General features: G+C 39.8%; 16 protein-coding genes, 2 tRNA genes and 2 rRNA genes (1 of these 20 running past the window's edge). 4 read left to right on the top strand and 16 right to left on the bottom strand.

All coding sequences use genetic code 11. The annotated features are described in order from the left end of the window. From BMF77_RS11765 to BMF77_RS11780, 4 genes are all read right to left on the bottom strand, one after another. A 23S ribosomal RNA gene (locus BMF77_RS11765) occupies positions 1 to 275 on the bottom strand (it extends 2,557 nt beyond the left edge of the window). Between the two features lie 159 nt (positions 276 to 434). After that, positions 435 to 507, bottom strand: a tRNA-Ala gene (locus BMF77_RS11770). Between the two features lie 81 nt (positions 508 to 588). After that, a tRNA-Ile gene (locus BMF77_RS11775) sits at positions 589 to 662 on the bottom strand. Positions 663 to 786: 124 nt separating this feature from the next. Continuing rightward, positions 787 to 2,275: ribosomal RNA gene (locus tag BMF77_RS11780) — 16S ribosomal RNA — on the bottom strand. The 16S and 23S rRNA genes sit together here with 2 tRNA genes alongside, the layout of an rRNA operon. Positions 2,276 to 2,688: 413 nt before the next feature. Here BMF77_RS11780 and nadC point away from each other — a divergent pair. Beyond that, complete coding sequence (nadC, locus tag BMF77_RS11785) at positions 2,689 to 3,570, top strand: carboxylating nicotinate-nucleotide diphosphorylase (protein ID WP_148762970.1); 882 nt, start codon at positions 2,689 to 2,691, stop codon at positions 3,568 to 3,570. A 105-nt stretch (positions 3,571 to 3,675) separates the two neighbouring features. Here the strand turns inward: nadC and BMF77_RS11790 are convergent, their stop codons facing one another. From BMF77_RS11790 to BMF77_RS11810, 5 genes are all read right to left on the bottom strand, one after another. After that, positions 3,676 to 4,869, bottom strand: coding sequence for an LL-diaminopimelate aminotransferase (locus tag BMF77_RS11790; RefSeq protein WP_148762972.1), 1,194 nt, complete (start codon positions 4,867 to 4,869; stop codon positions 3,676 to 3,678). Positions 4,870 to 4,935: 66 nt separating this feature from the next. Continuing rightward, a complete protein-coding gene (locus tag BMF77_RS11795) occupies positions 4,936 to 5,271 on the bottom strand; it encodes a co-chaperone YbbN (RefSeq protein ID WP_148766937.1) in 336 nt (111 codons plus the stop codon). A gap of 198 nt (positions 5,272 to 5,469) precedes the next feature. After that, positions 5,470 to 6,261, bottom strand: a complete 792-nt coding sequence (locus BMF77_RS11800) for a PspA/IM30 family protein (protein WP_015081576.1) — start codon at positions 6,259 to 6,261, stop codon at positions 5,470 to 5,472. 166 nt (positions 6,262 to 6,427) lie between these two features. Then, complete coding sequence (locus tag BMF77_RS11805; RefSeq protein WP_148762974.1) at positions 6,428 to 7,135, bottom strand: PspA/IM30 family protein; 708 nt, start codon at positions 7,133 to 7,135, stop codon at positions 6,428 to 6,430. A gap of 155 nt (positions 7,136 to 7,290) precedes the next feature. Next, positions 7,291 to 8,463, bottom strand: coding sequence for a hypothetical protein (locus BMF77_RS11810; RefSeq protein ID WP_148762976.1), 1,173 nt, complete (start codon positions 8,461 to 8,463; stop codon positions 7,291 to 7,293). A gap of 168 nt (positions 8,464 to 8,631) precedes the next feature. Here BMF77_RS11810 and BMF77_RS11815 point away from each other — a divergent pair, with 168 nt between their 5' ends. Then, positions 8,632 to 9,177 carry a DUF721 domain-containing protein gene (locus BMF77_RS11815; protein ID WP_148762978.1) on the top strand — a complete coding sequence of 182 codons (546 nt, stop codon included), beginning with the start codon at positions 8,632 to 8,634 and terminating at the stop codon, positions 9,175 to 9,177. Between the two features lie 351 nt (positions 9,178 to 9,528). Next, on the top strand, positions 9,529 to 9,843 hold the full coding sequence (locus BMF77_RS11820) for a hypothetical protein (protein ID WP_015081580.1): 315 nt from the start codon (positions 9,529 to 9,531) through the stop codon (positions 9,841 to 9,843). A gap of 214 nt (positions 9,844 to 10,057) precedes the next feature. Here the strand turns inward: BMF77_RS11820 and menB are convergent, their stop codons facing one another. Continuing rightward, the gene (gene menB, locus BMF77_RS11825; RefSeq protein WP_015081581.1) at positions 10,058 to 10,894 is read right to left on the bottom strand and encodes a 1,4-dihydroxy-2-naphthoyl-CoA synthase; all 837 of its coding nucleotides are present in this window, start codon (positions 10,892 to 10,894) and stop codon (positions 10,058 to 10,060) included. A 338-nt stretch (positions 10,895 to 11,232) separates the two neighbouring features. Between menB and BMF77_RS11830 the strand changes: the two genes are divergently transcribed. Then, complete coding sequence (locus BMF77_RS11830) at positions 11,233 to 12,615, top strand: serine/threonine-protein kinase (protein WP_015081583.1); 1,383 nt, start codon at positions 11,233 to 11,235, stop codon at positions 12,613 to 12,615. Between the two features lie 205 nt (positions 12,616 to 12,820). Here the strand turns inward: BMF77_RS11830 and BMF77_RS11835 are convergent, their stop codons facing one another. The 6 genes from BMF77_RS11835 to BMF77_RS11860 all read right to left on the bottom strand — a co-directional run bounded on the left by BMF77_RS11835 (position 12,821) and on the right by BMF77_RS11860 (position 17,919). Beyond that, positions 12,821 to 13,159, bottom strand: coding sequence for a XisI protein (locus BMF77_RS11835; protein WP_148762980.1), 339 nt, complete (start codon positions 13,157 to 13,159; stop codon positions 12,821 to 12,823). After that, positions 13,147 to 13,563 (bottom strand): element excision factor XisH family protein, encoded by a 417-nt coding sequence (locus tag BMF77_RS11840; protein WP_148762982.1) that lies wholly within the window; start codon positions 13,561 to 13,563, stop codon positions 13,147 to 13,149. The genes BMF77_RS11835 and BMF77_RS11840 overlap by 13 nt, the downstream gene beginning before the upstream one ends. 261 nt (positions 13,564 to 13,824) lie before the next feature. After that, positions 13,825 to 15,561, bottom strand: a complete 1,737-nt coding sequence (locus BMF77_RS11845) for a tetratricopeptide repeat protein (RefSeq protein WP_210422341.1) — start codon at positions 15,559 to 15,561, stop codon at positions 13,825 to 13,827. Between the two features lie 144 nt (positions 15,562 to 15,705). Further along, on the bottom strand, positions 15,706 to 16,539 hold the full coding sequence (locus tag BMF77_RS11850; protein WP_148762984.1) for a serine protease: 834 nt from the start codon (positions 16,537 to 16,539) through the stop codon (positions 15,706 to 15,708). Positions 16,540 to 16,545: 6 nt separating this feature from the next. Continuing rightward, on the bottom strand, positions 16,546 to 17,094 hold the full coding sequence (locus tag BMF77_RS11855) for a COP23 domain-containing protein (RefSeq protein WP_148762986.1): 549 nt from the start codon (positions 17,092 to 17,094) through the stop codon (positions 16,546 to 16,548). Between the two features lie 237 nt (positions 17,095 to 17,331). Continuing rightward, positions 17,332 to 17,919 carry a Uma2 family endonuclease gene (locus BMF77_RS11860; protein ID WP_148762988.1) on the bottom strand — a complete coding sequence of 196 codons (588 nt, stop codon included), beginning with the start codon at positions 17,917 to 17,919 and terminating at the stop codon, positions 17,332 to 17,334. Positions 17,920 to 18,111 lie beyond the last annotated feature (192 nt).

Here is an 18,111-nt window from a genome sequence, read left to right on the forward strand (position 1 = left end):
GATAAATCCTCTGGTTTAGGCTCTTCCCCTTTCGCTCACCACTACTGAGGGAATCTCTAGTTTGATTTCTCTTCCTCCAGCTACTAAGATGTTTCAGTTCGCTGGGTTGGCTCTTTCCTGTCTATATATTCAACAGGTAGTACATAGGGTTGCCCCATTCGGACATTTCCGGCTCAAAGTTTGCTTCCAACTCCCCGGAACATTTCGTCGGTAACCACGTCCTTCATCGCCTCTGTGTGCCTAGGTATCCACCATTAGCCCTTATTAGCTTGACCACTTTTCTTTGGTTTTTTGCATTCACGGAACACTTTCATGTCTGTGTCTGCGGTGCTTTTTCTCGTTCTCTTATGCAGTTTTCAAGGTTCTGGCTGGAATTTAACCCAGCAGTCAAAAACTATCATCAATAGTTTCAGTTGCTGTCTTTTTTCCAAATGTGGAGGTTAGCGGACTCGAACCGCTGACATCCTGCTTGCAAAGCAGGCGCTCTACCAACTGAGCTAAACCCCCAAAAAGAACTCAAAATTTCTAGTCATGTTTCAAAAATATTTACTTTTGACTTTTGACTTTTGATTTTTGACTTCCTTCAGGTGGGCCATCCTGGACTCGAACCAGGGACCTCACCCTTATCAGGGGTGCGCTCTAACCACCTGAGCTAATAGCCCTTATCGAACCAAATCATAGTTTGAAAGCTTTACTTCAAGTCTGCGACCGACCTAGGTTAGACCAATTTAGTTTCTGTTGATAATTTTCATTACCTTCGATTTCTAAATGGATTAGGTCTCCCTAAAAGGAGGTGATCCAGCCACACCTTCCGGTACGGCTACCTTGTTACGACTTCACCCCAGTCATCAGTCCTACCTTAGGCATCCCCCTCCAAACGGTTGGGGTAACGACTTCGGGCGTGACCAACTTCCATGGTGTGACGGGCGGTGTGTACAAGGCCCGGGAACGAATTCACTGCAGTATGCTGACCTGCAATTACTAGCGATTCCTCCTTCACGAAGGCGAGTTGCAGCCTTCGATCTGAACTGAGCTCCGGTTTATGAGATTCGCATCACATCGCTGTGTAGCTGCCCTTTGTCCGGAGCATTGTAGTACGTGTGTAGCCCAAGACGTAAGGGGCATGCTGACTTGACGTCATCCCCACCTTCCTCCGGTTTGTCACCGGCAGTCTCTCTAGAGTGCCCAACTTAATGCTGGCAACTAAAAACGAGGGTTGCGCTCGTTGCGGGACTTAACCCAACATCTCACGACACGAGCTGACGACAGCCATGCACCACCTGTGTTCACGCTCCCTAAGGCACTTCTATCTTTCAACAGAATTCGTGACATGTCAAGTCTTGGTAAGGTTCTTCGCGTTGCATCGAATTAAACCACATACTCCACCGCTTGTGCGGGCCCCCGTCAATTCCTTTGAGTTTCACAGTTGCCTGCGTACTCCCCAGGCGGGATACTTAACGCGTTAGCTACGGCACAGCTCGGGTCGATACGAGCTACGCCTAGTATCCATCGTTTACGGCTAGGACTACTGGGGTATCTAATCCCATTCGCTCCCCTAGCTTTCGTCCCTCAGTGTCAGTTTTGGCCTAGCAGAGCGCCTTCGCCACCGGTGTTCTTCCTGATATCTACGCATTTCACCGCTACACCAGGAATTCCCTCTGCCCCGACCATACTCTAGCTTTGTAGTTTCCACTGCTTTGATCTGGTTGAGCCAGACTCTTTAACAGCAGACAAACAATGCCACCTGCGGACCCTTTACGCCCAATCATTCCGGATAACGCTTGCATCCTCCGTATTACCGCGGCTGCTGGCACGGAGTTAGCCGATGCTTATTCCTCAGGTACCGTCATTTTTTTCTTCCCTGAGAAAAGAGGTTTACAACCCAAGAGCCTTCCTCCCTCACGCGGTATTGCTCCGTCAGGCTTTCGCCCATTGCGGAAAATTCCCCACTGCTGCCTCCCGTAGGAGTCTGGGCCGTGTCTCAGTCCCAGTGTGGCTGATCATCCTCTCAGACCAGCTACTGATCGTCGCCTAGGTGCGCCTTTACCACACCTACTAGCTAATCAGACGCAAGCTCTTCTTCAGGCAGCAAGCCTTTCACCTCTCGGCACATTCGGTATTAGCCACCGTTTCCAGTGGTTGTCCCCAACCTGAAGGTAGATTCTTACGCGTTACTCACCCGTCCGCCACTAAATCCCTAAAGATTCCGTTCGACTTGCATGTGTTAAGCATACCGCCAGCGTTCATCCTGAGCCAGGATCAAACTCTCCATTTTGGTTCGTCTGTAGCTCTTTCAACCGTTTTTACAACCACGGTCAGGTTATTTTCTTTTTCTGACGCAGGGTACTTGTTGTATTCTGGCTTTCAAACTATAATATTTTCAAGGTTCGGTGTGACTTTCGGCGTTGGTTTTGTCTCGCTTCGCTTCAGGCACTCATTTAATATATCGAACCTGCTTTGGTTTGTCAACTACTTTTTCAAACTATTTTGAAGATTGTTTTTTCGTTCTGTCTGAAATCCTTGTGAGACAAGGGTTGTGAGTGTTAAAATCCTGAATTTTCTGCCCTGTTAGTGGTGTTTTTGATTGGGCTGACTTGGTGGAGTTCCACGTCTGGGGTTTTTTGATTCATTATAGAACGGAAGACAATTATTGATAGTGTTGAGTGGATATAGATATTAGAAGATAATATGAAGAGTTCAGTGGCTGTACTACCACCGTTTTTGGTGCTGGATCAATTGTTGCAAAGTTGGTTGTTGGAAGATATTGGTAGGGGAGATCGCACTACTCAATCTTTATTATCCCCAAATTCCGCGAGAGGACAAGCTAAGTGGATAGCTAAAGCACCTGGGATAATTGCGGGTTTACCAGTTGCGGCTAGGGTGTTTAAGCTTTTAAATAATGAGGTTGATTTTATCAGTTTGACTGATGAGGGTACACCATGTGAACCGGGACAGGTGATAGCAGAAATCAATGGTTCTCTTGATACGCTGTTGATGGGGGAACGGGTGGCGTTGAATTTGGTGATGCGATTAAGTGGAATTGCCAGTTTGACTAATATATATGTAGAAAAAATAGCTGATTTACCTGCTCAGTTGGTGGATACGCGCAAAACTACTCCAGGGTTGAGAATTTTGGAAAAGTACGCTACTGCTTTGGGTGGTGCTATGAATCACCGCATGGGTTTGGATGATGCGGTGATGATTAAGGATAATCATATTGTTGCTGCTGGAGGAATTGGGGAGGCTGTTACCCGCATTCGTTCTCATGTTCCTTATCCTCTGACTATTGAGGTGGAAACGGAAAATTTAGCTCAGGTGCGGGAAGCGTTACAGCACAAAGTTGATATTATTATGTTGGATAATATGTCTTTGTCTATGATGAGTGAGGCTGTATTATTGATTCGTAAAGAAGATAGTCGGGTGAAGATTGAGGCTTCGGGAAATGTAACTTTGGAGACTGTTCGCGCTGTGGCGGAAACTGGTGTTGATTATATTTCTACTAGTGCGCCTATTACTCAGTCTAAATGGTTGGATTTGAGTATGAGAATGGTAAACTGTCTGATAGCGTAGCGTGGCGCAAGCCATATCAGGATATCCATCGATTAAAGGATTAACAGGATGAGAAATTTACCAATTACCAATTACCAGGCTCAATTAGATGACTAGCAACTTGAGTTAATAGAGGAACTGGGAAATTCTCTCTACAGCAGTTTCTAAGATTTCTGGTTTTTGTACTAATGCAAAGCGAACGTATCCTTCACCGAATTTACCAAAGCCGATACCTGGAGAAGCTGCTACACCTGTTTTTTTGACTAATTCTGTGCAAAATTCTCTTGAATTATGACTCCATTGTGTAGGTAATTTTGCCCAAATGTACATTGTGGCTTGGGGGGTGGGAACGTTCCAACCAATACGGTGTAAGGCTTTGATGAAGGTGTCGCGGCGTTGACGAAAAGTATCAACGGCAGATTTTACACCATCTTGGGGTCCGGTGAGGGCAGCGATCGCTCCGTTCAAAATTCCTAAATATTGGTTAAAATCAACGGTGGCTTTGATTTGCTTTAAGGCTTGAATTAATTGCGGATTCCCAATTGCATAACCAATGCGGAAGCCGCCCATATTATAAGACTTAGACAGGGTAAAAAATTCAATGGAGACGCTTTTTTCGGGGTCTGCTTGCAATATTGAGGGAACAAGAGATTTTGAAGTTTGGGTTTCTGCTGCGAAAACTAAGTCTACGTAGGGGAAATCGTGAACGAGGACTATATTATGTTGTTGACAAAAGGCTACGGCTTCTTGAAAGAAGGATAAGGGAGCGATCGCACTGGTAGGATTATGGGGATAGCTTAATACCATTAACCGCGACTGGGCTAAAATGTTGGCGGGAATATCACTTAAAACTGGTAAAAAGTTATTTTCTGGTTTTAATGGCATGGGGTAAATTTGACCACCAGCCAAGTATACTCCCCCGGCATGGGAAGGATAACCAGGATCTAATAATAAAGCAAAATCGCCGGGATTAAGCACGGCTAAAGGCAAATGGGCTGTCCCTTCTTGAGAACCAATCAGGGGTAAAACTTCTGTTTCTGGGTCAACTGGGATACCGAATTTTTGCTCGTACCACTGGGCTGCGGCTTGACGGAAATTTTGAGTACCACGAAATAATAAGTAGCCATGAGTGCTAGGATCATGGAGAGATTGGGCGATCGCTTCGATGACGTGATTCTCGGCTGGTAAATCTGAAGAACCCAAGGACAAATCAATTAATTCTCTTCCAGCAGCCAAAGCAATGGTCTTGGCTGTGTCCATATCCGCAAATACATTAGATTTTAAAGGTTGTAACCGGGTGGCAAATTGCATTTTAATTATTAGTCATTGGTCATTAGTCATGAGTGAGTGATCAGAAACTATGGAGTTTTGATCACTGACGGGTAACTAATTATTATTTAAATGCTGATCTAAAAAACTGAGTAATTTATTTTTACTAATTACTCCTTCAGTAGATTCTAATACTGTTTCTCCTCTTAGTAACCTAAGAGCGGGAAGACCTTCTACCCGATATTCCTTGACGGTGAGTGGATTAGGGTCAGCTTCTATTTTAACAATTTTTAGGCGATCGCCATAAGTTGTTGCAGCCAAGTTAATCAGTGGTGACATCAATTGACAAGGACCACACCAGGAAGCCCAAAAATAGACCAATACAGGCTGCTCGGCTTTTAATACTTCTGTTTCAAACTCAGCATCAGTGATAGTGATTACACCCTTGTTCATCATAGTCTCCATAAAGGTAGCATAAATTAATGAAGTTCGTTTACAAAATACTCTATCCCAATCTGAGAGTCAGTTGTCATACCATTCTGGATTTTAGATTATAAAAGATTTACTATATAAATTTTTCGTCTTTAAAAATGAAGCAAAATCCCACAACTAAGATATGTGGGATTAACTGGATTAAATTATCTGTAAAAACTACAGATTATCCAATTGTTTGCGTAGAGCCTCTAATTCAGCATCAACTGGTTGAGCAGGTTTAGTTGTACTGGTTGGTTGTGCTGGAGTTGCGGTGCTGGGTTGTTCTGGGGTGAGTAGTTTTGGTTCGGGTGCAGGTGCGAGCGATGCTTTCATTGCAGCTAATTCATCATCAACATCACTACCAGATTCCAAACGTGCAAATTGGTTTTCTAAATCTGAACCTACTAATTCTGCGGTAGACTGAGCGCGAGATTCTTGAAGCAACACTTTTTCTTCCATGCGCTCAAAAGCGGACATGGCACTGCTGGTACTCATCCCACTCACCATATTTCCCAATTGTTCTTGGGCTTTGGCTGCGGTAATTCGGGCTTTGAGCATTTCTTTCTTGGTTTTGGCTTCAGAAATTTTGCTCTCTAACTGGATTAAATTCTTTTTGAGACCTTCTACCTGAACAGTTTGCTGATCTAGACTAGTTTTTAAAGCCGTAGCAGTATCAGTATAAGTTTTCTTCCGCTCTAATGCTTGACGTGCTAGGTTTTCATCACCTTTTTGGAGGGCAAGTTGGGCGTTGCGTTGCCACTTATTAATTTCATTTTGTCCCTCATTATACTGCTTCTCTGTACGTTTTTGGGCAGCGATCGCTTGCGCTACCCCTTGACGCAACTTCACCATGTCCTCTTGCATTTCCAAGAGGGCTTGTTCCAGCATTTTTTCTGGATCTTCGGCTTTACTGACTAAATCGTTTAGGTTAGCACCAACTACTCGTTTAAGGCGATCAAATAATCCCATAAATTTATTTTTCCTTTAGAGGTTTACGCTCTTGGTTAGATAGTTAGCTTTTCTACTATATTAATAGCTACCCATGCCAATGTAGTCTTTCCAGTCTGAATTACTATCTTTTTTTCTATTCTGAATCATGAACCTATCAATTAGCTATATTAACCAAGCAAACTTATTATTCGGGTGTTTTGGGTAAATTATGATCTGGTTGCGGATTTTCTCCTTGATTTAGCATATAAGTTTTCATTGCTGCCAGTTCTGTATCAATATCATGATCAGAATCTAAGGATGCAAATCTTTTTTCTAGATCATCACCACCCAGTGTACTAGCAACTTCTGATTGTGCTTCTATCTGTAAAACTTTTTCTTCCATTCGTTCTAATGCACCTAAACTAGATGTGGCAGAAGCACCAGTGAGCATTTCCTGAAGCCGATAAGAAGCTTCGGCCGAACGTGCGCGAGCGATATACATATCTTTTTTGGTTTTCACTTCAGCCAGTTTTAACTCTAGAGTCCGCATATCTTGTTTTAATTTGGCTACTACATCTTTTTGCTGTTGAATTTGACTGGTTAAGGTTGTAGCGGTTTCTTGGTAAAATTTGCGTTTGGTGAGGGCTTCCCGTGCGAGAGACTCATTGCCTTGCTGGAGGGCTAATTGGGCGCGACGATACCATTCCTCAGATTGGGATTCTCCTGCGGCTGCTTGGCGTTCTGTGCGCTTTTGGGTGGCGATCGCTTGAGCTACCCCTTGACGCAATTGTACCAAATTCTCCTGCATTTCCATGAAAGCTTTTTCCAGAATTTTTTCTGGATCTTCTGCATTGCTGACTAAACTATTGAAATTAGCGCGAATCACCCGCAGAATACGGTTAATAACTTCCATATTGGCTCTACCGAATGAGTATGAATTAGCCAGGCTTCGCCCCGCTTCGCTAACACGCAAAGGCGCAAAGGCGCAAAGGCGCAAAGGTAAGAGTTTTCGGAATTAAAATTAAGTAAATTTCATTCCTGAATTCAGCAATACCAAGGTTTTTTTTATTATGGCTCTTCTAACCGTCCTTTGATCCCTTTTGCTTCTAGTTCTTGCAATTTCCGCTTAATCTCATCCTTGGTTTTCAATGCACCTAAATAAATAAATTTTTGATTGGGTGATAAATAAGCATCAGGAACTACTTGCTTTGCTGCTGTTAAAGCTTTGTCGCCTTGATTATCAGCAATAATATAATAGTAGCCGTTAGTTGACAGTTTCATATCTTCTGTAAGGGGTGATGCGGTGGCTGTAGGCTTTGGTAGAGGTGTGGAAAGAGTAGAAAGAGGGGAAAGAGTGGGTAATGGAGTTATAGGAGTTATAGGAATTATGGGGGGTTGAATAGCTAGGGGAGTGGGGACGATTTGGGGAGTAGGTTTAATCTTTGGTGTTAAATCTACGATATCTTGAGGATTTCTGATTTGTCGAAATTCTTGGGTAGCTAAATTAGGATATTTGGCTATGGGAGTGATTTTGGGTTCGCTAGTTGGTTGAGAATTATTTTCTATTACTTCAGTATTTACCGCAATTGGTGATGAATTATTGTTTGGTAAGTTACTGAAATTAAATTTAGGCAAAGTTTTGGGATTTAAGACTACATAGCCTAAAGTTAAAGTTGCTAACAATAGCAATAGCATTGAACCAATTCCCATAGGGGATAGCACACTGTCACGGGATTTGGGAGAATTAGGAGTTTGAGTTTGTGGTGCTTCGGCAGTCAAACTCCGTAATAATGCTTCACTAGATTCTAAATAATCATCTGGTTGTTTAGGAGTATCGTTTGTGGTGAGGAGGGTTTGGTTTTCAACAGATTGAATTTTGGTGGGAACTATACTACTGCTAGATTTTTCTAAGTTTGGAGGGGTGGAGGTTTCTTCTATTTCGGAAATAGCAAAGTCTTGGGGAAAATTAATTGCTTCAGTCTCTTTCGTCAACAACGGATTTTCTGGGGGAGTGGCTATGGAAGGAACTGCTGGTAGTTGAATATCTGTTAACAAGGCTGTTTTTTTATTTCTTGTGTAACTTTCTACACTGCTTAATGGTTGTTGTCGGGCGTTTTTGCGTGTCCGTCGGTATCTGGTTAATTCTTGATCTAATTGTACTTCTAAACTAGCCAGTGCTGTAGTCAGAGCAGGGTTTAAGACTGGTGTTTGCGAAGAATCTCTAAGAGGATTTTGATTCATTGTTTAAGATGGAGTTAGGGTAGATGATTAAATTAATTTTCAATATAAGTAGGTTAGCATTGAAAATCGTCGTTATGGCACTAGGCAAGAGGCAAGACTTAGGCGTGAGCGATTTGTCGAATGCTGCCCGTCCCACAATAGTTAAAATAGTAAAACTACTAACAAAATATGTCTTTTAAGTCAATTGATCAGGTTTTAGGGAATATTCAACGTTCACCACAATGGCAAGAACAGGTATTTCCACGGTTGCTGAAGTGTTGGGTGGAAGTTGTGGGGACTGCGGTTGCTGCTCAAACTCGTCCTTTGTCAGTTCAACGTGATGTAGTGTGGGTAGCAACTTCTAGTGCTGCTTGGGCGCAAAATTTGACCTTTGGACGGAAAACAATATTGATGAAATTAAATGATAAGCTGTCCACCTCTTTGGTGGATATTCGTTTTTCGACAGCAGAGTGGAAAAATTCCTCAACGACGGGAACAGAACCAACTGTTTCGGCATCTGAACATCCTAGTTATGTAGTTGATGATTTAACTACTGAGAAGTTAGTTATATCTAGTCTTGACAATGCTTTGGGTGTTTTTGAGAATTGGGCGAAGAAGATGCAAGAGCGATCGCATCATCTCCCTTTATGTCCCCAATGTCAATGTCCCACCCCACCGGGTGAACTAGAACGCTGGGATGTTTGTTCTCTCTGCTGCACTAAGCTGTTAGGGTAGAAAATAAGCCCTGATTAAAAATATTGAACTATTATAAATCATTGAGTAAAGTAGATGCTAAGGATGAATTTTAAATCCATCTAAAGTCAGGTTTTTCCAAGATGAGCAAATCTAAAATAAAACTTTTAACCTTGATCCCCATTACGTTTCAGACAAAAACAAGTGTGTGAACACTTCAATAATCATTTACAAATATAACAAGAATCTAAAGACATCATAAAGTTTGTTTATCGCTAATAATCGCTAGAACCTATAGCCAATAATGAGTTTTCGCCTTTCATGCCTATTTTGATGAAGAAGCAAGATATATAAGTGTGATAACTAGTCCTACGGTATTGAAGATGAAGGCACATGAAACTAATTAAGCGTTTAACATCTACCTGTCGTTATTGTCGTTATTACCAACCACAGGGTCGTCGTGGTGGTATGTGTGAAAAGTTGAGCGCACCAGTTCAAGGGGTTTGGAAGGCCTGTCCTTTCGCCTTAGCAGCTTTTGCACCTGCTTGGGAAACGTTAGAAGAAGCTTGGAGTTTACCAGTAGCCAGACCTATTTTTTCGGCTGCTCAAACTCTTCCGACCGATTTGGATCATCTTACAGTAGCCTCTGTTGAAGATATCCCTACTTCCGCTGCACAAGAAGTAAAAAATCAGAGCGTACTAATTTAACTACCTATTATTACGGTCATCAATTTTCCGTCCACCTTAATAAAATTTGACTGGCAATTTGTCACTGTTTCCCATTTTGACATCTTCGGAAATCGCACCTTCCACAACAGGTGCGATTTTGGTATATTTCAAAATCTCAAACTTTGCGCCTTTGCTCCTTTGTGCCTTTGCGCGAAAGATAATTCATACAGCCATTATGCAACGGCGAATAAATTTAAGGCAACCAGGGAAAATCCCGGAAGTTAGGGGGACGCTTTTCTAAAAATGCTTGTTTTCCTTCTGCTCCTTCTTCTGTCATGTAATAAAGGAGAGTAGCGTTACCGGAGAGTTCTTGTAAACCAGCTTGTCCGTCGCAGTCGGCGTTAAATGCTGATTTGAGACAACGAATGGCTATGGGACTTTTTTCTAAGACTTCTTGCGCCCATTTTATGCCTTCTGTTTCTAGTTGTTCTATGGGGACGACTGTATTAACTAAGCCCATTTCTAAGGCTGCTTGGGCGTTATATTGACGACAGAGAAACCAGATTTCTCGCGCTTTTTTTTGCCCTACTATCCGTGCTAAATAACTTGCACCAAAACCACCGTCAAAACTGCCTACTTTGGGGCCTGTTTGCCCAAAAATGGCGTTATCGGCAGCAATGGTTAAATCACAAATTAAATGGAGAACATGACCGCCGCCAATAGCATAACCCGCGACGAGGGCAATAACGACTTTCGGCATGGAACGAATGAGGCGTTGTAAGTCGAGGACGTTTAAACGGGGGATTCCAGCATCATCTACATATCCTGCTTGTCCCCGCACACTTTGATCTCCACCTGAACAAAAGGCGTATTTACCGTCTGTGTGGGGTCCTGCACCAGTAAATAAAACTACGCCAATGGTGGTATCTTCTTTGGCATCCCAAAAGGCTTCGTATAGTTCAAATACGGTTTTGGGACGGAATGCGTTCCGTTTGTGGGGACGGTTGATGGTGATTTTGGCGATACCGTCGGTTTTTTGGTAGATGATGTCTTCGTAGGTTTTGACGGTTTTCCAATCGGTTTCTATCATGGATAATCTGCGATGCTGTGCTTGAGAATTTTATCTGTTTAACACTATCTACCCCTTAATGCAATAGATAATTGTCTTAATCTTTCGCTGACTTCTAAATTAGATTCTTGTGATTTTAAATTGTTTGGTATTTCTGCCAATAAAAGTGGATTTCCTTGTAACCATTCATTCATCGCTACCCCTGTCTAGTGAAATCTTTGCTGGGCAATATTTTCAGGCTTTTATTTCTCTAAATTTTTAATTCCTAAATTTGTTTTAATATCTGCAAAATGTGGGTTAGATGTCAGAATTTGTGTCATAATCAATCCTAAACGCATTCTGAGTACAGGGTGAGTCTAATGATAGGCACGATTATAGACAAGCGTTATCACATTATTCAAAGTCTGGGACAAGGTGGATTTGGGACTACCTTTTTAGCAGAAGACACCAAGCGACCGGGAAATCCTTTTTGTGTTGTTAAGCAGTTTACACCAGCCAGTACAGATCCAGCTACTTTAACAATACTTAAAAGGCTTTTTGACCAAGAAGCAGTAACGTTAGAAATGTTAGGCAAGCATGACCAAATTCCCCAACTTTTAGCCCACATAGAAGAATATCATAAATTTTATATAGTTCAGGAATATATAAAAGGTAATGATTTAAGTGATGAATTAACATTAGGTCAAAAAATGAGTGAATCTGATGTTATTCAACTCCTAATAGAAATTTTAGAAGTATTAGAATTTGTTCATAAATACAAAGTTATTCACCGAGATATTAAACCAGATAATATCCGTCGTCGTCATTTAGATAATAAAATTTTCCTGATTGATTTTGGTGCAGTTAAAGAAGTTCGTACACAGCTAGTTAATAAACAGGGACAAATTACTTCTACTGTAATTATTGGGACTCCTGGTTATATGCCACTTGAACAACAAAGAGGTAAACCACAATTGAGTAGTGATGTTTATGCAGTGGGAATAATTGCTATTCAAGCACTCACTGGTTTATTACCTGATAAATTAGAAGAAGATATAAAGACGGGGGAAATTATTTGGCGTAAATATGTAAATGTTAGTTCCAAACTAGCCACAGTTTTAGATAAAATGGTAAGTTATGATTTTCGTAAGCGTCACCCTACAGCAAAGGAAGCATTACAAGCAGTTAAAAGCTTAGTTAACAAGCAGAAGATCCCCGACTTCTTAAAGAAGTCGGGGATCTATTATGGACTGCTAGGAATTACAATAGTTATTGGCTTAATTATTTTCTTTATTACTAAAAAAGATGATTGGAATGGATATGAAAATTCTAAATATGGAATCACAATCAAATATCCAAAAACCTGGGAAAGACAAGATTTAGAAAACCCAATTACAGCCGAAGTTGTGACTTTTATCTCTCCTAAACAAAATGATAAAGATAATTTTCAAGAAAAGGTGACAATTAGCGTTGATAAGTTTTCTGGCAGATTAGATGATTGGCAAAAATCCAGTATTCAGGAAATTAATAATACTGTATCAGGTGCAAAGATTGTTGATAAAAGTGTAACGAATTTGGCAAATAAAGAAGCTAGTAAATTGGTGTTTACGGGTAAAAATGGTAAAGATATTTTAAAGAATATGCAGGTTGTGACTTTAAAAGGTGATCAGGCTTATACGATTACTTATACTGCGAAAATAGATGATTATGATCAGTTTGTGGAAACAGCAAACAAGATGATTAATTCATTGGAAATTAATTAATTGTCAGAATCAGGATATCCAGGATTTAAGGATTTTCAAGATGTTATTAAAATTCTTTTCGTGTATCCGTGTATGTTAATTGTCTGAATCAGGATGTCCAGGATTAAAGGATTTTCAGGATGTTATTTTTTGTTTTATATATGGGATTTTGAGAATGTTTATTGTGTTTGAATCCTGATTCAGACAGTAAATATGATAATCTTCGCTAAACTCCTATAGCATATTCTGTATGTTTCCTGACATTAACAGGATGAAAAGCTAAAACTATTTGATTTTTGGGAATACCAGCATTGACAAGTTCATTTGTAATACCATCTTCTGTACCATCTCTTTGAATCCAGACTTGATTATTGATAATATCAATATGAATTAAACAGCCATGTACTCTCTGTTTGTTTTCCCAACCAATTGTTAGTAATAAGTAACTGTTTTCAGATTTATCAATAATTAGTTCTCTTTCTAATTCTCCATAGGCATAAGGTAGTGCGGCATATTCCTTTAATATCTTTTCAATGATTTGGCGATAATTAGTTAAGGTATCCATTTGAGAATTATCTCCTGTTCAGAATCAAAGACAAGTAAACAAAGACGTTGATTTTCTAATAATATCTTACCAACTGGTTCTTGAAACAATTCTGAATATGTTTCTTGCCGAATAGCAAGATATAAACGACGGTTAGGTTCTAATTGTTGAAGAATGTCATGGTATAAAATATACTGTCCTAAAGCCTTTTCTAAATCAGAAATTGGGGAGTTACTGACAAAACTTTTAACTTCTACTGCTATCTTTTGTCCAGTTTTCTCTGCGGCTATAAGTTTTTCTGCACCTAAATCAATATATAAATCCCTTATACCCCATTTTAGCACAAGTGGATCTTTGGTAATTTGCCAATTTTCTTTTTCTAGGGCATTTCTAACTTGATCATGATAAATATCTTTTGCTGGCATAATTTGTTTGAATTAGGATTTTTATCGTCTAATTATTGTCTGAATCAGGATATCCAGGATTTAAGGATTTTCAGGATGAAATTAATATTCTTTTGGTGTGTTCCTGTGTGTTATGTTTCGCGCAAAGTCGCAAAGGAAGAAAGACGTAAAGAAGAAAGTAACTGTGAGAATAATATAAAATCCGCAAAATCTCATCATTCAAATACAATCAAACATCCTGTTAATCCTTAAATCCTGGATATCCTGATTCAGACAAAAATACTATTGTTGTAATTCCCTAATTCTATTCAAAGCATCTTGATAATCTTCATTATTACCTTGCTGTTGGTATAATTGTGCAGCTTGCTGAAAGTCAGATATTGCTTGGAAATTATCTCCTAAAGCAGAACGGGCATTTCCTCGGTTGTAGTAGGCATCGGCATAGTTAGGATCAATCTTGATAGCTTGGTTGTAATCATCTATTGCTCCTTGCTTATCTCCTAATTCATAATGGACATTTCCCCGGTTGTTGTAGGCTAGGGCAAAGTTAGGATTAATCTTGAGAGCTAGGTTGTAATCATCTATTGCTCCTTGCTTATCTCCTAAATCCTTACGGACATTTCCCCGGTTGTTGTAGGCTAGGGCATAGTTAGGATTAATCTTGAGAGCTAGGTTGTAATCATCTATTGCTCCTTGCTTATCTCCTAAATCCTTACGGACATTTCCCCGGTTGTAGTAGGCTAGGGCATCGTTAGGATTAATCTTGAGAGATTGGTTGTAATCATCTATTGCTCCTTGCTTATCTCCTAATTCATTACGGGCAACTCCCCGGTTGTTGTAGGCTAGGGCAAAGTTAGGATTAATCTTGAGAGCTAGGTTGTAATCATCTATTGCTCCTTGCTGATCTCCTAAATAATCACGGACATTTCCCCGGTTGTAGTAGGCTAGGGCAAAGTTAGGATTAATCTTGATAGCTAGGTTGTAATCATCTATTGCTCCTTGCTTATCTCCTAAATCCTTACGGACATTTCCTCGGTTGTTGTAGGCATAAGCATCGTTAGGATTAAACTTGATAGCTAGGTTGTAATCATCTATTGCTCCTGGCTTATCTCCTAAATCAGAACGGACTTTTCCCCGGTTGTAGTAGGCATCGGCATCGTTAGGATTCAGCCTAATTGCTTCATTGTAAGCTATTATTGCCCCTTGATTATCTCCTTTGTTTTTCTTATCCACACCCTGAATAAAGAAGTCGTCAGCTTTCGGTGCAGTTGCTAATCTTTCTGGCGCTGGAGTCGCACCCACATCTACCCCAGATTTAGCTGATAGTCGCAAAAAAGTATTAATAGGAATCCCCAAATTAAAGCCTGATTTAATATAAGCAACTTCAGGATTAACCTTTGAGGTTTCTATATCTACTTCTGATTCATCTCCTTTTCCATGAACTCCTATTAATTCCCCTTGCTCATTAAACACAGGTCCACCACTCATCCCTGGTAAGGTAATATTGCTATACACCAAGGCATAGCCATCTTTAAGTGGTCTGGAAGCATTTGCGGTAATCTTCCCATCGGTGAAATTGTAAATTGAACTGGAAATAGAAGCAGCTTTGGCTTTTGGAAATCCTGCTACATAGGCGATTGTTCCTTCTGGGGATTGATCAGAATCACCGATTTTAGCAACTGGATAATTATTGCTGCTAGTAAATTGGAAAGTAGCTAAATCAACTCCCGGTAGAGGTTTAACAGTGCTGTAGTTGAGTTGGTAGCGTTGACCATCTGGAGTAACTATTTCGGCTTTATTTTTACCAGCGACAACATGACCCGCAGTGAGAACGGTGTAAGTATTGCCTGAACGTTTAACAATTACCCCTGAACCGGGACTTTTACTATCAATTAAAACAGTGATTTGTTTAGCCATTTTCGCCACTTGACCTGATGATAGTGCGAAGGCTACTTGCGTTTGTACCAGTGCGATTGATACCCCTATCAGCACTGCTGGAAATGTGTATTTATAATTCATTTATTTTTTCTCCTCTTTCAAAATCTGGGATAATAAACTTGGTGCAGTATGAAAACCAGCCCGCCTCAGAATGAATTCTGAGTCTAATAGCAAAAGTCGTCTAAAGACGACTGAAGAAAAATTTATAGTCCGTTTTAACGGACTTTAGTTATTAGCCCTGAACTTGAGTTCGGGGCGGTTTATTTTTATAACGAAATCCGAATTAGATATCTCGAATTTATCCATCATTTGCACAACCCTATCTATCGGTATAGCCCAACTCAAACGCACTATTTCCTGATGTAACTTTTCCTCTGCTTGCGAACCATCAAAAAACACAGAGGGAGCATCCCATAATGGATAAGCGTGCATCCCATTTACACCCACAACCTCACCCTGTTTATTCAATAAAGCACCTCCACTCATACCCTTTTCCAAATGATTTGTATATCCCACCTGATAACCAGCCTCTAAGGCTTTTGATAATACCAAAGATACTTTACCACCAATAAATACAAAGTTGATTTTTTCGCTTTCTTCCCCCACAGGAAACCCAGCAATAAATACCTCATCTCCTACTTTAGGAACAGTACCTAAATTTGCGACAGAATAAGATTTTTTAATACTATAAAATTGCAATATTGCCAAATCATAATTCTGAAAATTCATATTTTTTAGAACATTTGCTTTGTATATTTCTCCATCTGGTGTTTGAATGTGATAGGCTGGATCATCTGCTCGCAAAACATGGGCATTTGTTAATACTGTATAAACTGAATTTTGTTTATTTAGTAATATTCCTGAACCCAAAAAATCTGTTGATAATATCTTGACAGTAATAGCCGCCGCTTTTTCCTGCAACTGTGCCACTGATAATGGAATTGGCGGTTGTATAATGCTAGTTTGTCCAGCAGAAATAGTGATACTTGCTGCCGAACTTGAAAGCAACATTGACAAACCGCCAATACAGGCGACAAATTTTAATATCCGCCAAGTCATGTTAATTTAATCCGGTTCAACAGTGGCATTATCGAGGTAAAGCTGGAAATCAATATTAATTGTGTCACCTGCACTTTCATTGAGTGTATTACCAGCAGCCAAACCCCGACGGTCTAAGAGTCTGCGGAGAGTAGCACTGGGATTAACTCCACGTTTGAGAGTAAATAATAAATTATTACTTGTACAAGCAGTATTTTGGCTAGTACCAGCACAAACAACTGGTTCACCTCTGAGCGTCCCAGTGGTGATATTTTTCAGAGTACCGTTGTCATTACTCCTTTGAAATCTGCGCGATACTTCGTCACAACGACGTTGAGCCGTCCAAGGTGGTGGAAAGTAAGCATTAGAAGTCCAGCGAACTATTGTTACTTTTCTACTATCTTGAGTACGGACAAAGGTAACAGGTATACCTTTACTTTTGCCACAGTAAAAGGTCTCACCTTTAGCGTGGCTGGGTTGGTTGGTAGTCGCAATTGTCGTTAATGCTGTCAAGGAAGCGAGAATAACAATTTGTGTCACCCCTATCCACCCTTGACTAAATAACCTTTGTTTCATAACTTTAGGTAATTTTTGCGATATTAATTTAATACTCTTCTTATAATAAATTATATGTAAACATGAGCAAGTTTGGGCAACTCACGGACTAATTTATATTCAAAACGTCTTAATCGTGTGATTCTATAGTAGGGGTTTAGCACTGCTAAACCCCTACAAATCTAGGTTTTTCCTAATCTTGTAAAAGTTAATTTCCCAAGCGTGTTTAGTATATAGCAGAAAATAGAGTTCTCTTAATTATTCATTTTCATTAACTTGTGTAAAATTGACCTGTTCATATAAGTCACTCAAAGCAATCTGAAAATCTATTGTTTCTAATGTCAAAATATCCGATTCAGACTGTAATTCTGTGAATATCCATTTACTATCGTCGGTTTTCACATATTGCATAACATGATATTGATATTGATTAATTAAAATATATTCTTTAAATTCAGGGATAGAACGATAGTACATGAATTTATCACTTTGGTCATAATTGCTAGTTGATTTAGATAAAACTTCAGCAATTAATAAAGGATTCATGACAGTAGTTGTATTTGCACCTGTGTAAATAGGTTCTCCTTGAATTACCATGATATCAGGGTATGTATGTTGACGATAACGCGGTATCCACAAACGCACATCACCAATATACACATCATAATTTTTCTTCTTTAACGCAAATTTCAGATAAGCATAAAAGTTACCTGCTATTTTATTATGATTTGTTGTTCCTCCAGTCATAGGGATAATTTCTCCGTCTCGGTATTCGCTTTTATATTCTGCTTTCTCTTCTAGTTCTAAATATTCTTCTGGGCTGTAATACCGTGTTTGTGTTTGCATAATATCAACAGAGAGTTAATTATTGTGATATTAGTAATATTCTATCATACACTAATGTTATACTCGTGTAAGTTCATTTTTGTTAATGTTCATGAAATTTCCTCTAAAAATATAACAAAATATCTAAATAACTTAATGATGAGGTAAAGACAATGGTAACAGTATCAATTAAAGATGAATAAATCGAAGTTT

The sequence above is a fragment of the Dolichospermum sp. UHCC 0315A genome (assembly GCF_008121535.1).
In the GTDB taxonomy this organism is placed as follows: Bacteria; Cyanobacteriota; Cyanobacteriia; order Cyanobacteriales; family Nostocaceae; genus Dolichospermum; species Dolichospermum lemmermannii.

Excerpts from the sequence above, each read along its gene's own strand:
- nadC (WP_148762970.1), top strand. The coding sequence starts at position 2,689 with ATGAAGAGTTCAGTGGCTGTACTACCACCGTTTTTGGTGCTGGATCAA.
- BMF77_RS11795 (WP_148766937.1), bottom strand. The coding sequence starts at position 5,271 with ATGAACAAGGGTGTAATCACTATCACTGATGCTGAGTTTGAAACAGAA.
- BMF77_RS11800 (WP_015081576.1), bottom strand. The coding sequence starts at position 6,261 with ATGGGATTATTTGATCGCCTTAAACGAGTAGTTGGTGCTAACCTAAAC.
- BMF77_RS11805 (WP_148762974.1), bottom strand. The coding sequence starts at position 7,135 with ATGGAAGTTATTAACCGTATTCTGCGGGTGATTCGCGCTAATTTCAAT.
- BMF77_RS11810 (WP_148762976.1), bottom strand. The coding sequence starts at position 8,463 with ATGAATCAAAATCCTCTTAGAGATTCTTCGCAAACACCAGTCTTAAAC.
- BMF77_RS11815 (WP_148762978.1), top strand. The coding sequence starts at position 8,632 with ATGTCTTTTAAGTCAATTGATCAGGTTTTAGGGAATATTCAACGTTCA.
- BMF77_RS11820 (WP_015081580.1), top strand. The coding sequence starts at position 9,529 with ATGAAACTAATTAAGCGTTTAACATCTACCTGTCGTTATTGTCGTTAT.
- menB (WP_015081581.1), bottom strand. The coding sequence starts at position 10,894 with ATGATAGAAACCGATTGGAAAACCGTCAAAACCTACGAAGACATCATC.
- BMF77_RS11830 (WP_015081583.1), top strand. The coding sequence starts at position 11,233 with ATGATAGGCACGATTATAGACAAGCGTTATCACATTATTCAAAGTCTG.
- BMF77_RS11835 (WP_148762980.1), bottom strand. The coding sequence starts at position 13,159 with ATGGATACCTTAACTAATTATCGCCAAATCATTGAAAAGATATTAAAG.
- BMF77_RS11840 (WP_148762982.1), bottom strand. The coding sequence starts at position 13,563 with ATGCCAGCAAAAGATATTTATCATGATCAAGTTAGAAATGCCCTAGAA.
- BMF77_RS11845 (WP_210422341.1), bottom strand. The coding sequence starts at position 15,561 with ATGAATTATAAATACACATTTCCAGCAGTGCTGATAGGGGTATCAATC.
- BMF77_RS11850 (WP_148762984.1), bottom strand. The coding sequence starts at position 16,539 with ATGACTTGGCGGATATTAAAATTTGTCGCCTGTATTGGCGGTTTGTCA.
- BMF77_RS11855 (WP_148762986.1), bottom strand. The coding sequence starts at position 17,094 with ATGAAACAAAGGTTATTTAGTCAAGGGTGGATAGGGGTGACACAAATT.
- BMF77_RS11860 (WP_148762988.1), bottom strand. The coding sequence starts at position 17,919 with ATGCAAACACAAACACGGTATTACAGCCCAGAAGAATATTTAGAACTA.